The organism is Pseudobutyrivibrio sp. (genome assembly GCF_015057185.1).
In the GTDB taxonomy this organism is placed as follows: domain Bacteria; phylum Bacillota; class Clostridia; order Lachnospirales; family Lachnospiraceae; genus Pseudobutyrivibrio.
This window is the reverse complement of record NZ_SVEV01000003.1, coordinates 83,421-98,225: the sequence shown is the minus strand read 5'-3', so window position 1 is coordinate 98,225 and position 14,805 is coordinate 83,421. Positions and strand designations below refer to the sequence as shown.

At 36.0% G+C, this 14,805-nt stretch carries 11 protein-coding genes; all 11 read right to left on the bottom strand.

Annotated features, from left to right (window positions below; translation table 11 throughout):
- Position 1: 1 nt before the first annotated feature.
- A complete protein-coding gene (locus E7276_RS02605; RefSeq protein ID WP_294213384.1) occupies positions 2-901 on the bottom strand; it encodes an NAD-dependent epimerase/dehydratase family protein in 900 nt (299 codons plus the stop codon).
- Positions 902-1,561 (bottom strand): HAD family hydrolase, encoded by a 660-nt coding sequence (locus E7276_RS02600; protein ID WP_294213383.1) that lies wholly within the window; start codon positions 1,559-1,561, stop codon positions 902-904. It lies immediately after the preceding gene.
- Positions 1,561-3,369: a thiamine pyrophosphate-binding protein gene (locus E7276_RS02595; protein ID WP_294213380.1), complete on the bottom strand. Its 1,809-nt coding sequence runs from the start codon at positions 3,367-3,369 to the stop codon at positions 1,561-1,563. The genes E7276_RS02600 and E7276_RS02595 overlap by 1 nt, the downstream gene beginning before the upstream one ends.
- 22 nt (positions 3,370-3,391) lie before the next feature.
- Positions 3,392-5,020, bottom strand: a complete 1,629-nt coding sequence (locus E7276_RS02590) for an aldolase catalytic domain-containing protein (protein ID WP_294213379.1) — start codon at positions 5,018-5,020, stop codon at positions 3,392-3,394.
- Between the two features lie 15 nt (positions 5,021-5,035).
- Positions 5,036-6,394 (bottom strand): lipopolysaccharide biosynthesis protein RfbH, encoded by a 1,359-nt coding sequence (gene rfbH, locus E7276_RS02585; protein ID WP_294213376.1) that lies wholly within the window; start codon positions 6,392-6,394, stop codon positions 5,036-5,038.
- 66 nt (positions 6,395-6,460) lie between these two features.
- Positions 6,461-7,237 carry a glucose-1-phosphate cytidylyltransferase gene (gene rfbF, locus E7276_RS02580; RefSeq protein WP_294213374.1) on the bottom strand — a complete coding sequence of 259 codons (777 nt, stop codon included), beginning with the start codon at positions 7,235-7,237 and terminating at the stop codon, positions 6,461-6,463.
- A 99-nt stretch (positions 7,238-7,336) separates the two neighbouring features.
- Positions 7,337-9,310, bottom strand: coding sequence for a hypothetical protein (locus E7276_RS02575; protein WP_294213372.1), 1,974 nt, complete (start codon positions 9,308-9,310; stop codon positions 7,337-7,339).
- A gap of 103 nt (positions 9,311-9,413) precedes the next feature.
- The gene (locus E7276_RS02570; RefSeq protein ID WP_294213369.1) at positions 9,414-10,103 is read right to left on the bottom strand and encodes a CDP-alcohol phosphatidyltransferase family protein; all 690 of its coding nucleotides are present in this window, start codon (positions 10,101-10,103) and stop codon (positions 9,414-9,416) included.
- Positions 10,104-10,136: 33 nt separating this feature from the next.
- The gene (locus E7276_RS02565) at positions 10,137-11,618 is read right to left on the bottom strand and encodes a glucosyltransferase domain-containing protein (protein ID WP_294213366.1); all 1,482 of its coding nucleotides are present in this window, start codon (positions 11,616-11,618) and stop codon (positions 10,137-10,139) included.
- Positions 11,619-11,639: 21 nt separating this feature from the next.
- Positions 11,640-13,511 (bottom strand): sulfatase-like hydrolase/transferase, encoded by a 1,872-nt coding sequence (locus E7276_RS02560; protein WP_294213364.1) that lies wholly within the window; start codon positions 13,509-13,511, stop codon positions 11,640-11,642.
- A 31-nt stretch (positions 13,512-13,542) separates the two neighbouring features.
- Positions 13,543-14,799: a hypothetical protein gene (locus E7276_RS02555; protein WP_294213362.1), complete on the bottom strand. Its 1,257-nt coding sequence runs from the start codon at positions 14,797-14,799 to the stop codon at positions 13,543-13,545.
- Between the last annotated feature and the right edge of the window lie 6 nt (positions 14,800-14,805).

The window sequence follows — 14,805 nt, the reverse complement described above, 5'->3', positions numbered from 1 at the left end:
ATTAAACCTCATAATACAACTTGTTATCAACAAACGCTACTATTCCATCTTCAAAACAAATCTTTGGAGACCATCCCGTGTGTGCCTTAATCTTGCTCACATCAGGCTGTAAAGATATAAATGGGTTAACTCTTTCACCAAATTTTACTTCTGATTTAGATTTTAACTCTGTCTTCGCTCTATCTATAAAAGTCATAAGTGGAGCATAATTGCCATTTGCTATATTATAAATCTCTCCAGCATGACCACTCTTTCCAAGAGCCGCAATAGCCTTTGCCGCATCTACAACATGCAAGTAATCCCAGTTCTGTTCACAGCTACTGAGACTCACTGCCTCGTCATGTTTCATCTTGTCAAGTACATCTGGAAGCATTCTACCTGCTGGCTCCAAGTCACCATAGAGACTAAAAATACGGCCCCAAATCCATTCAACACCTAACTGCTCTGCTCTTCTTTTAGAAAGATACAATGCAGCCACTTTTGCAGCTCCATAAGCATTGATAGGTCTTGGCATCTGATCCTCAGTTATAAGTCCCTCACAAACTCCATACTCCGCCTGTGAACCTATACCTACAAATCGCTTGCAGCCCGACTTCGCTGCTGACTCAATTGCTTTAATTGTATAATCAATATTTGCGTTTTGGCCTTCGAAATCATCTCTTCCACCAAACCATGCCAAATGGTAAAACACATCACACTGACATAATATTTTATCTGCAATTTTATCAAAATCTACACAATCTAATTCTACAAGGTGTAGATTACCATTTACATTATAAAATCTATCGTTGTGTTTTGAGTTTGGACGAAGAATTGCATATACTTCATGCCCTTGTTCTAATAATTCTCTTGTTAAGCTATATCCTGCAAATCCTGCTGCACCCGTAACTATTACTCTCATTTATTTATCCCAATTAACTAATCTATCTTGGAGCTCTGATACTGTATTTACCGAAATGACATTATCATAAACCCCATTCTCTAAAGCGCCTTGGCCCCACTCTACAAAAATACATGGAATTGATGCATTTTGAGCGGTATATACATCGCTCATTCCATCACCTATGTATATTGCGTTGGAAACCTCCTCGCCACATTCTTCGCAAATCATCTTTACTCCAAAAGCATCTGGCTTTGATGGTCTAGTCTCCAAATATCCAACTACTGAATCAAATAAATTCTCTGGGAATAGTTTCTCATCAAGTTGGTCAACTAAAACCTGCCCCTTATTTGTATTAATGGCTAATTTCCATCCCTGCTCTTTGAGTAAATAAAGCATATCCATAATACCTGGATATGGCTTAGTATTTTCTTTTTCACTTGTACTATATATGCTACGATAGCTTGTTTTTACTCTATCTATATTTTCTTCCGAAATACAGTTTTTAGGAAGCATCCTAGAAACTACTGTTTCTAAGTTGCCTCCTACAAATCCATCGTAAGCCTCTATCTTATGTTCCGGGAATCCATTTTCTTTTAAAGCCTTGTTAAACGACAATGCCACATCCGTGATAGTGTCAACAATAGTCCCATCAAAATCAAAAATAGCAACTTTACTCATTATTTAATATACCTATTTCCTTCGTATTCATCCCTTGGAAGGAATGGGAACATGTCATCCATAGATGGTGAAACAATGCTACCATCTGGCATAACTTTACTTGAAAGCTTTGGAACGAAGTTCTGATTAGGGTCAACAATTACGTTAATAAGAACAGGCCCCTCTTCAGAAAGAGCTTTCTCAATTGTATCTCTTACTTCTGGCTCGTTATTTACCTCGAAGTATTTGAATCTAAATGCCTCAGCTAACTTATCAAACTCTGGGAAGCTAACACCTGTCTCTGGGTCAAGTCCAATAAGTGGTGGCTTGAATAAGTTTCTCTGGGTCTGTCTAATTGAATGATATCCATTATTGTTAAGGACGAATAATTTTACATTGAGATTATTGTGTGCGATTGTAGCAAGTTCCTGTACATTCATCATAAGACTTCCATCACCATCTACACAAACTACTCGTCCATTATTTTCCTGCTTTGCAATAGCTGCGCCAAGAGCTGCTGGCATACCATATCCCATAGCTGCGCATCCAGCATTTGTAAACATTCTCTGTCCCTGCTTGATTTTAGCACCAGAGAAGCTCATTACACAGGCACTACCATTACCAAGTGTAAGCACATCCTTTTCATCCATACAATCGAATAATGTATCAACAAATACATATGGGTTCAAAAGCTCATCCTTTGAATTGTGGTGATACTCTGGAAGACATGCTGGATACTTTTCTACCATCATACGGCACCACTTAATCCAGTCCTTATGTGTCTCGACTGGTGTGTAGTCCATTTCCATCATACGTCTAAGGAAATAATTTACATCTGTGCAAATTGGCATATCAGGAATGAATGTAGGCTTCTTGAGCTCCTGATCATCAATATCAACCATAATTTTATATGCATTCTTTGCAAAATCATGTTTGTTATATGTAATTGTTCTGATACTCATTTTGCTACCAAGAACAAGTAATAAATCACAGTTTTGAACTATGAAGCTACTACCTCTAGTTCCCTCTCTACTTGGAGAACCTGCATACAAAGGGTTGTCATAAGCTACAAGGTCTCCAGAATTCCATGCTACTGCTACAGGAATCTGAAGCTTCTTAGCAAAGTCAAGTAAAAGCTCAGCTGAATCAGATAGTCTCACACCGTATCCTGCAAAGATAAGTGGAGCCTTTGCCTTTGAAATCTTGTCTAATATGTCCTTAAGCTGTTCGTCTGACACCTCATCAACTTTTACCTCAAGGCCTTCGGCTGCAGCATCAAAATGCTTAAGCTCTAAACCATCAATCTTAGCTCCCTGAACATCAAGAGGAATATCAAGCCAAACTGGTCCCTTACGACCATTGTTTGCTAAGTACCATGCCTTTTCAAGATGGTATGCAATCTCGGCTGGCTCTGTAATCATTACCGCATACTTGGTCATATTTGATACCGAATTGATAATATCAAATTCCTGATCACCAAGCTGTCGTAAATTTAATTCTGGGACTGACCATAAAGTAGTCTCTCTTTTTACCTGTCCTGAAAGAACGAACATAGGAATCGAATCTAACCATCCGCCCATTACGCCTGTAATCGCATTTGTTCCACCAGGCCCACTAGTTACACATACACTAGCAATTTTCCCTGTTACTCTAGCGTATGCTTCTGCTGCCACAGAACATCCCTGCTCGTTATGATTAAAAATATTTTTGATTTCTGCCTTGTGACCAAGAGCATCATCCAACTGCATGGCACCACCACCAGTAACCATGAAATTATGAGTAACGCCCTTTTCAACTAAGAAATCTGCTATGTAGTCTACTACTCTCATTTGTCCCAATTGCTCCTATCTATTAAAATGCTGCATCATGGCTGTCTTCTACATCCATATAATGTGAGTATGTAACAAACTCGATATTCATATCAGAGTATGTCTCTGTTATAACCTCTCTTATATGTCTATTAAGCTGTCTAGCCTCAGCCTTTACAAACGAATATTCCATCTTTGGATTGAAATAATTGTCCTCTTTGTCAGAGTATCCATCAAATCCAGCACATGCCAAATTCTTCACTCCACATGTGTTAAGAACCTTGAGGAACATAAGGAATGAATTATCTACAATGCTCTCGTTCTTCTCTAAAAGCTTTTCACGTGTGAATGTAAACTCAAAATCACCACCACGCGCAGTGACATTGCTTGTACCAATAATCTTAGTATCTTTATTTTTTACCTCGAGCAAATTATCTGCCATATCCTTGTATCTATTAGACTTAGTAACAAAAACATAGTCAGGTGTATATGCTCCTGGAATATAATTAATAGAAATAATAACTGGATTCTTTTCTTCTAGGTACTTGTCAACTTGCTTTGACTGAAGCTGAATATTCTTTCCTGGACCAACCAAAAGAACATTCTTACCCTGTAATACAGCTGCAAGCTTTTCATAGTCTTTTGAATCATCAAGTACTGTCTTCTCATATTCTTTATAGATATCTTCAGCCACGGCCTTGTCATAGAGTAACTTTGTATCCTCTGGCTCAATCTTTGCTAGTAAATCATTAATTGCTGAAATAGAAAGACTTGGCTTATCCTGCATCTGCTGAACATAGTTTGGATGTACTCTATTATAAGCTGAAAGGTAGAAGTACATTTTGTATCCCCATGGAGTTTTCTTGTAGAAATCAAGAACACACTCATCGATTCCTTCAAGGATGGAATTAATATTATATGACTTACCAAACTTTTGGTTCATGTACATTCCAACGAGCTCGATAGGTGCATTTCCAGCACTCTTGCCCATACCAAATAAAGTACCATCAACAAGGATGTCTCTATCAGACTCTCTATCAAGGAATGTACGGCTATTAGCATAAGCAAGCTGGAAGTTATTGTGTGCATGGAATCCAATCGCAACTGATGAATCTACATGTGAATCAAGCATTTCGTAATAATGAGTAAGTTTCTCTGGATTGAGAAGTCCGTATGTATCTACAATACCTACTGCAAATGGCTTAACCTCATTTACAAGTCCAATAAGCTCCATAAGTTCTTCGTCATTGTAGCTTGTAATAGAAACAAGCTGTGAGCATACTTTGTAACCAAGCTTTTTAAGCTCAGCACAAAATGCCATAGCCTCATGCATGATATGCTTTTTAAAGATTACTCTGATACCATCAAGAATACTCTCCTCACATGGCTGAATATTTTCCAAACCACATGTACCATAGTCAATCATACCTATAACCATAGGTGGACGCTTCTTGATACCACCATAGATTTTCTCGATAGATGCTGTATCAGGGAAGATGCTTCGATTAATATCGAAAGGTCTTCTCTCATCAATGAAGCCAACTTCAATGATGTCAACCCCAGCATCAGCTACTCGCTCAAAAATTGAGCAGATATTGTCATGTCCAAACTCCCAATCGTTTACATATCCACCATCTCTAAGTGTACAATCAAGTAACTTTATATTTCGCATTTGTAAAACTCCTAACTACTGATTTACAGCCTCTGTAATAACCTGTGCCATATAATCAATCATCTCATCTGTCATTCCCGGATATACACCTACCCAGAATGTATTGTTCATAATGAACTCTGTATTATCAAGCTCGCCTACTACTCTGTAAGCATCTGTATCTCTAATCTGATCGAAGCATGGATGCTTGATGAGATTTCCCGAGAAGAGAAGTCTTGTCTGAACATTGTGTGCTTCGACATACTTTGTTACATCATTTCTCTTTACACCGCTCTCTGGCTTAACAGAGATAAGGAAGCCAAACCAGCTAGGCTCAGAATTCTCTGCTGGAGCTGGAAGAATGAGCTTGTCAGCTGCTGAGCTATTAGCAAGAGCATCATGAAGTCTAGCCCAGTTATGACGACGTCTCTCGATGAAGCTTGGGAACTTTTTAAGCTGTTCAACACCAACTGCTGCCTGTAAATCTGTAACCTTAAGGTTGTAACCAAAGTGGCTGTATACATATTTGTGATCATATCCTTGTGGAAGCTGACCATACTGCCCATCATATCTATGGCCGCAGAAATTATCCTGTCCTGATGGGCAAATGCAATCACGTCCCCAATCACGGTATGAAAGGATAAGTCTATGAAGCTGTGGATTGTTTGTGTAAACACATCCGCCCTCACCCATTGTCATGTGGTGTGGTGGATAGAATGATGATGTACCAATATCTCCCCAAGTACCTGAGAATTTAGTCTCACCATCAATAGTATATTTTGTACCAAGGGCATCACAGTTGTCCTCAACAAGCCATAAATTATGCTTGTCACAGAATGCCTTTACTGCCTTTAAATCAAATGGGTTACCAAGTGTATGAGCAATCATAACAGCCTTTGTCTTTGGGCTGAGAGCCTCCTCAAGCTTTGTAACGTCAATGTTGTACTGTGGTACTGTAACATCAACAAATACAGGCACTGCACCATACTGAATCATAGGTGTAACAGTAGTAGGGAATCCTGCCGCAACAGTAATAACCTCATCACCTCGCTTAATCTGTCTATCTCCAAGCTCTGGTGCTGTAAGTGTCATAAATGCAATAAGATTTGCAGATGAACCAGAGTTTACAAGATGTGCGAACTTAACACCAATCCACTGTGCGAATTCCTTTTCAAACTGGTCTGAAAAACGACCTGTTGTAAGCCAAAAATCAAGCATAGCATCTGTAAGAGACTTCATCTCTTTCTCGTCGTAAACACGACTAGCATAGCTAATTCTATCGCCCGGCTTAAAATTTTCTTTTGACTCCTTTGGAGCCTTGAAATCATGATAAAAATCTGCTACAAGAGCTTTAATCTGCTCTCTTGCTTCTTCTTCGTTCTTCCAATTTGACATATATATACCTCATTTCAATTCTTCGTACTTATTAGTTGATTATATCATCAAACAAGTTGTTAATATTTACCATTTCTTCCATGGTGCCTTACCATTTTCTAACATTTCATTAAGCTTATCCATTTCATGCTTAGTATCCATACACTGCCAGAAACCATCATATGTATAGCTCATGAGTTCGCCCTGAGATGCAAGTTTCTCAAGAGGTTCGCGTTCAAATACTGTGTCATCTCCATCAATGTAATCAAATATCTCCGGTTGTAGCACCATATATCCTGCATTAATAGGCACTCCGTCTGAAGCTCTTTTTTCTCTAAACTTTCTAACGGCATTGTCACCACCAATATCAAGAACACCCTTTGACTGATCCTGACGAACTGCTGTAAGTGTAGCAATCTTGCCGTGAGATTTATGAAACTCAACTAGCTCATTAATATTTACATCGCAAACACCATCACCATATGTCATCATAAATGGCTCATTGCCAATATATTTTTGAATACGCTTGATTCGTCCACCTGTCATAGTATTAAGACCTGTGTCAACTACTGTAATTTTCCATTTGTCGAGATACTGATCATGTACTATAATTTTTCTCTCGCCCTCTGTGTAATCAAATGTAATATCACTATTATGAAGGAAATAATCTGCAAACCACTCCTTAATATAGTGTTGCATATAACCTGCACAGATTACAAACTCATTGTAACCATAGTAAGAATATTCCTTCATGATATGCCATAATATAGGCTTACCTCCAATTTCTATCATTGGCTTTGGTTTATATTGAGATTCTTCTGAAATACGTGTTCCAAATCCACCTGCCAAAAGTACAACCTTCATGTTAATACTCCTTTTTATTATATGTTTTTAAACAAAACTCGAACTATTATAGCATAATAATATGAAAAATAATAGTTTGCCATTTCTAATACATTTACACTATCTTGATTCCACAGTAATGCTTTTTAATTTTACAGTCTCATCATTATTATTTACCAAATAAAACTGGATATCCTCAACCGCTCCATTAATCGACAGATTCATTATTATTGTATTGTCATTAGCCTCAACTACTTCAAAATCAACTTTGGTTGAATTACTTTCTGAATATACATAATACTCACATTCAGAAAGCTTTTCTCCTTCATACTTAACTATATAGTCACCTGGATTAATTGTTGCATAAGGTCCATGTACAATACCACCATTTAACAATGTTATTACTTCTGACGTTCTTTCCCCACATTCATTAAAATCTAGTTCCAAAGGGCTGAGAATTCCATCTCTAAGTCCATCAGTCAGTCTATCGCATATGTCATCTGAATATACATATATTATCAGTTTTGTATCTCCAAACAATTCCTTATAGCATTCATTTTCCATTGCAAATACTTCAACAGGTTTTCCAACTAATTTTTCAGCTGGATCAACTCCATATGTATTCACATAATCATCGAATTCTTTTGCTGTTAATATAAGACAACTTTTACCATCTTTATAATCGAAAACAGAATCGTCGGTTTGACCATAAAATTTCACTAACGAAGCGGAGCTAATTCGAACTGCAGCGGCTTTTATTTGACTATTGGTATATATTTCATTTGGATATGCTACCCAATATGTTCCATAGACACTATGTATGCCTCGATTCATTAGTTCAATACTAATCTGAGCTACAGCTTCATATTTCTCTTTCCAGTCAAAACTTACTTTTATTAAATTAGCAGAGTAGTATACACATAGGACAACAAATAACACCATTGCCGTACTAACTATTTTTCTACTCTTATCAGCTAAGAACTTATATATATAATTAGCACTGATAATTATATTCACAAAGATACAGCTTAACAAATAGCGTTCTTCATTCATACTACATAACAAAATTGCCATGATAATTACAGCATTGTGAAACAATCCAAATAGGATAAAAGCCTGTTCTTTTTGAGAACATTTTTTTATTTTAATTAGCTGTATCAACGGTATTACAATTGTAATAACAACCGCAATAACGATATATGCAAATTTAATGTATCCTATATTATCATTGCTATATCCAAAAATATTTATAAGATTACCCCATAAACATATTATGTTTTCTTTTATAGTGGAAATATCCAAACGAATTTGAGGACTACTATTACCACTGTAATTCATATTACGAACAACGCCAATATATTTGTACAGGCAATATCCAAGTAATGCAGGCACAAATGTTAGAGCCATCGTTCTTTTATAGTAGTACTTATCTATTCTCTTGTTTATTCTTTTGTCTATAAAACCCAGAAATACAGTAGCTGCAAAAATTGGAGCTAAGTACTCTACAAAGTATCTAATTCCTCCCATGGTCATCAAAAATAACAAAAGGCCAAAAAAGATATATTTTAATTTACTGTTATTTTGTTCTAGTAATATATCAAAAAACAATCCAACGCACATAGTTACTGCCAATACAATTGATCCATATGCGCCTTGGAACAATATCATACTTCGAGCTGTTTTCCCACATAAAAAAATCACACTCACTGGAATTGCAATAATCCATGCAGAATTTTTCAGATATGATTTAAAAAGCCATATAATTCCAAGACACATTAGTAGTAAGAATACTGCTGATGACACTGTCCTCGCAAGTACTGCATTTTTAATAACTGCAAAGAACAATAAGGTTAATGGGAAAATATTGAATGAATAGATTTCTCCATTTGATGTATTCCATGTTTCAGGATAAACACTTCCCGTTCTTTGCATGGCATTATAATATCTATATGATATGGCATAATCGGAATCTACGATTGTTCGCCCATAAGTCATAATAGTATACAAAGCCACTAGCAATACAAAAAACATAATTGCCACTGAAATGTAATGCTTTATACTTTTTTCTGATTTTATTATCTCATTTATTTTCATGAAATAATTCTTATACCTTTCTACTCTCTAATTTGATATATCACCTGTAAAAGCAGCAATTGTCCCTGCAATAGCAAACAGAGACAACCGCAATAAAAATATTCTATCCAAATAATATAAACACAACCGAAATAAACTCAACCAATCCAACAACTATCATTGCAGCAAATGTCTTCTTTCCCGGCTTTGGAACCTTGAAATTTCCTACAAACAATAGCCCTGTAACAAACAATAACCAGAAGTAAAAAATAGTCAAATCCACTCTAATAAACCAGTTAATAACTAATGTTAATGGAAAAATAAGCGCAGCGGTTGTAACAGGCATACCTGTAAAATACTCTTTACCCTTTATCTTTTTCTCCTCAGCACGTTCATCCTCTGTGGAGTTGAAATATGCCAAACGGATTAAAGCTGAGAGAACATAAAAAGCTGCAATCGAGATGAGCAATAGAATAAGCTCATAATTATCTGGTCTTGCATGACCTCTTCCTAAATCAACTAGTCTTCCACTAGCTCTGAGCTGACCAAGACCGATTGATGCAGGAAGCACTCCAAAGCAAATCAAATCCGATAATGAATCAATCTGTACACCAAAGCGTCTCTCATAATCTGTTCGATTCTTTTTTGTTCTAGCAACCTTACCATCAAATCCGTCAAAAAGACCTGACACCATAAGGAATAATGCACCACAATATGGATGTCCTATACCGGTAGTTGTAAATATAATACCTAACACACCTGAAACAGCGGAAAGATAAGTCAAAATAACTGTGTAATCATAAACTCCTATCATCTTTCATTCTCCCTACTTATTTTGCATTTCAAATTAATATACGCAGTAATGCACTGTATCATAATCGCATCTAATTTGAGAAGGCGAATAACATTTCCAATCTAGTTGTGAAAAGTATTCTTTATATGTATCATCCTGCTGAAGCAATCTTTGATAATCTGTACCGAGATAATAATTTATTGCATTTAATTGACTATCCCAACTATGAAATGAAGATACAACCAAATCCCCTTCTGAATATAATCCTTGATAATATGGATTATCTTGATGAGCATCATAGTAAAAAATAAACTGTACTATTTTATTGCCTGTCTCTGCCTCATATTCCTTAATAGTTTGACCTATTTCCTGAACTCTCACCATATCTGCATAATTCATTTTATACTTATCATTGTATATCCTAGTAAAAGACAAATACTGCGAGAACAATAGTATAAGGCAAACGAAAGTCACAACATATTTAGGCAATCGATTATTATCTATCTCTTCTGAACAGTCGCAAATATTAATAAAATAGTTTACACCTAGGACGCCAGCCAAACTCATTATAGGATAAATAATTCTAGGTGCTTCCCATCCGCTTGATACGATTAAACTAGCTACAGGCAAAACCGAATTAGCTACAATTATTATTACTACATTTAAGATAGCCTTGCCCCTGTCCTTTAGTTTGGTAATTCCAAATACACTAAATACAAGTATCACTAAACCTATACACATGTATAAGTACTTAGGCAGTAAGTTAGCGGTAGTTGTATACGAATGTTTGATAACATACATTGCATACTTAATTCTCTCTATGAGTGTATTTCCTGTAGCTGATCGAGCCCCATCACAAAACAACTTATAAATAATCACATAAATACCAGCAGAAACCAAATATATAAAGCAAAGAATCAATCCTTTTTTTATATAATCCATCATGGAATCTGAATTCTTACATATGCATGGTATTGATAAAATAAAAAAGACTGGCAGAACTCCTTGATATGTACATACCGCTAACAATACCATTACTAATGCAAAAGCAATATTACTAGGCAATGAGGTTCTTAAATACTTATTTATAAAATATACAGCGGAGACACAAAATAGTATCCCTAGTAAGAATCCACCTTCCTCAACAAACATGAAATATTCAATCGAATATAGATTGATTATAGACAAAAAGCTCAAAAGGATTCTTAAGTTCTCATTTTTAATATAATAACCAAGCACCTCGGTATACACAACTATTGATATCATTGCGCAAATGAATGCAAGGGCATAAGAAAAATAATAAAACCACTCATTTTGCAGATTCGTTAGAGAGAATAACCAATAAATAAATGCAATGATTGGACGTCCATTACGGCTAAACATATCAAATGCCATATATTCGAATCCAACCTCAAATGTCCAAAAAGTATCTACTGCATATTTGATTTGATATCCCGTTCCCAAGAACAGAAGCGTAATAAAGAACGACTTCAAAAAAATACTTTTACATGACATCATATTTTGCATGTTTATCATAGATAAATCCTCATAAAGCATTTAATCGACATCCCATCTGATATCCCACATTTCGAACTCATCAGCAGTAAATGATTTTAGCAGATAGTCCTTGTAGTCACCTGCTGTGATGTAAACATCACAATCTAGATTAGAAACCTGATCAAATGGAATCTCTGAGTGAACCACTCCATGCCAGCCTGCTCGAACTCTTTCTAAATCTATATCGTATGTTAACTCCTCGCCTGTGCTGTTGTTATGCACAACCAGCTTCATATTGTCAATTTCAAGCATACTAATAGCATCAGCTTTTTGCAATCTAAATCGAATAAATCCATTATCTTCTGCTACTTCAAGGTAGGCATTTTCTGCAGAAGCATCAAGCTTCGCTTGGTCGACTTCCAGGTTGACCTTTGCTAGATTTTCAACGAATAATGACTCTCTTGTAAACTCATCAATACACTTGTCTATGCCATATTCTTCGACTAAGGTCTGTTCTTCACCATATAGATTAGTACCACAGCCCAATCTATCAGATGACATTTCTACACCAAGTGCTGCTAATACAGTTGGGAACAAATCAATTGTGGCATACTCTCTATGCTCTGTATTCACTGGTTCAACTGCCGAATTAATAATCGCTGTATATGTTTTTCTCTGATAGCTGCCAATATCAGAACAGAAATCCGAATCCATAGTTGGGTGATCACCAGTAAGAACAATCGTTGTATTATCGTAGAAATCCTGTTGCTGAATCCACTCTACAAATTCACTTACCTGCTTGTCTGAGCAAGCGATAACGTTTGCATACTGATCATCATATTCATCATCACAAAGCTGGCAAACATATCCATCCTCTGCATGTGTATCCATAGTGAACATTGTATAGTTAAATGGCTCACCCTTAGCTGCAAGCTCTGTTATCTCCTGCTTTGCAAACTCAAATAGTTTTTCGTCCTCATAGCCCCAAAATGCATAGTAATCCTTTGGAACCAATCCGGTTGTTAGCGCATAATCATAATCATGGATTTCGTAATCACCATGACTAGAATAATAAGAATTGATAGCTCCAAAGTATGAATCTGAGCCCATTTCAAGGACATTGGTGTATCCCTCGTTCTTTAAAATGTCTCCAAGTGTGATTACTGTTGGGAAGAACTCTGCATCATCACCCAACTGTCCCTCATCTACTGGCAACTGCAATGGCAGTCCACTGGCTTGTGAAAATGCTGCTGCACTAGTCCAGTTAGTACCAGGAAGCGCTATACCACCATTTAATGTGCCTGCATCTCCAGAGAAATTGTCATTTGTCTCACTAATCTTTGTTAAATTCGGAATATAGTTATCTTTATAAGCTCCACCATTTTCCTTGTCAGAGAATGTAGACTCCATGGATTCCATGTAGACATAAATCAAATTTCTCTTTTTTTCAGGAAATGTAATAGATACAGTAGCTGGGTCAACATACTGCTCCTCTACAAATTCACCGTAATTTGTGTGAAATAATGAATTTTTAAAATCTCTAATTATATGAGTATCTTTTTCAAACAAATATACACTGATGGTATTTGCAAGTATCAATGCCACCATCACAATTACAGAAGCTATTTTAAATGCCTTTATATTCTTTTTCTTAAGGTATATTCTACCTAATATGATAACTGCAATTATTACTACAGCAGGTAATCCATATTTTAGCAATGCAGATATAATCATGTCCGGATTCGTCCCAGCAATTGTGGTATTTAAATGGAACATTATCTCTGCAAATGTAAGATTCGACCACGAATTTTTGAAATATGCAACGGTAAAAAACAATACCACCAATAGTATCACGAAGATATAGTACAGAACTTTTAGCACTGTCCCACCTATCTTATGACTCTTTGTAACTTTTTCATTTTCCTCATTCATTTCTTTTTAGTCCTTTTTATTTTAAGTGATTCTAACAATAACTAATTCCCCAGCACATTCTCACAAAGTAATTTAGTCCACATAAAACATGTAGCACCAATACTACCACTTCAATACTTACCTTTATCTTTAATAATCTATCTGCTTTTCTTTGCAGAATAGTCATAAATTGTTTTATTAATTCAATAACAGATACTAAGAATACTATAAACAACCCACACATATATCCCCATTGAAAATTGAAATGGATTTCTCTGAATCCCTTTTCATAGAATACTAGGGCCATCAACAATCCTACTAGATAAACAAACCAGGCCATTCTATACTGTGTTGACTCTTTTAGTACTCTAAAATTCAGCAATAATACTACTATTGGAAATGCTGCTGCAAGCACAATTCCAAGAGGAATATTTCCATTATATTGTGACCAAACTCTAGCAAATGCTATACCAATTCCATTTTCATCCCCCTGCACTGATGTACCTGTAAACACTCCAGAATACTGATACAAAAGTGCAACTATTGTCGGAATATAAAATAGTCCCATGAAAATCGTCTGCTTGATATTTCTAAATCTCGTAGAAAGCAATCTATAGAGCATAACTGCAGCAAATGCTACTCCGTGTGGAAGAGTATATGCAGGTTTTGTCATAGTTACTAAGAGCATAAAAAGACCAAATATAAAATAGTCTTTTATATTTCGCTTTGCATAAACCGAAAACAAGCCTTCTTTGAAGTCCTCTTCGTATGAACAAAGAGTCTTTACTCCATACACAAAGGCTAAGATCATAAATGGTCTAGCTGCCATCAAAGTCTGATTATGCCATGGATTTGGAGAATATACTCCTAGATAAAAATTCTTTATCCCAAATCTAAAAAAAGCATGAGAAAAAAGCATCGAACTGAAAAACAGCATCAATGTACTAACTGTTGCCAATATATTAGTATTAGTCTGCTTTGCAACCACTTTGCGTGTAACAATAATGGCAAGTGTGTTTAACATTGTGACAGCTATAGCCATAGATAGCTCTGGCTTGCCACAAATCATATATATTAACCAAGCAAACTTAAACATTACAGGGTATGGAAAACTATACTCATCCTGTGTACCAAGCATCTCATCTATATAAGGATGTATGTCAGAAAGGTACATATCGCCTGTATGTGTTGCCTGATTATAAATCAAATAAAACACTACCAATGTTGAACATATAACTGCTGCGGTATAGATTGTAAAATCAACTATCTTGTACCACTTTTTATTTTCTTCAATGCGTAAAAATAGCATTCTTCA

Bases quoted from the DNA above. Each gene is read 5' to 3' on its own strand.
- E7276_RS02565 (WP_294213366.1), bottom strand. From the start codon at position 11,618: ATGATAAACATGCAAAATATGATGTCATGTAAAAGTATTTTTTTGAAG.
- E7276_RS02590 (WP_294213379.1), bottom strand. From the start codon at position 5,020: ATGCGAAATATAAAGTTACTTGATTGTACACTTAGAGATGGTGGATAT.
- E7276_RS02555 (WP_294213362.1), bottom strand. From the start codon at position 14,799: ATGCTATTTTTACGCATTGAAGAAAATAAAAAGTGGTACAAGATAGTT.
- E7276_RS02575 (WP_294213372.1), bottom strand. From the start codon at position 9,310: ATGAAAATAAATGAGATAATAAAATCAGAAAAAAGTATAAAGCATTAC.
- E7276_RS02600 (WP_294213383.1), bottom strand. From the start codon at position 1,561: ATGAGTAAAGTTGCTATTTTTGATTTTGATGGGACTATTGTTGACACT.
- rfbF (WP_294213374.1), bottom strand. From the start codon at position 7,237: ATGAAGGTTGTACTTTTGGCAGGTGGATTTGGAACACGTATTTCAGAA.
- E7276_RS02605 (WP_294213384.1), bottom strand. From the start codon at position 901: ATGAGAGTAATAGTTACGGGTGCAGCAGGATTTGCAGGATATAGCTTA.
- E7276_RS02560 (WP_294213364.1), bottom strand. From the start codon at position 13,511: ATGAATGAGGAAAATGAAAAAGTTACAAAGAGTCATAAGATAGGTGGG.
- E7276_RS02595 (WP_294213380.1), bottom strand. From the start codon at position 3,369: ATGAGAGTAGTAGACTACATAGCAGATTTCTTAGTTGAAAAGGGCGTT.
- E7276_RS02570 (WP_294213369.1), bottom strand. From the start codon at position 10,103: ATGATAGGAGTTTATGATTACACAGTTATTTTGACTTATCTTTCCGCT.
- rfbH (WP_294213376.1), bottom strand. From the start codon at position 6,394: ATGTCAAATTGGAAGAACGAAGAAGAAGCAAGAGAGCAGATTAAAGCT.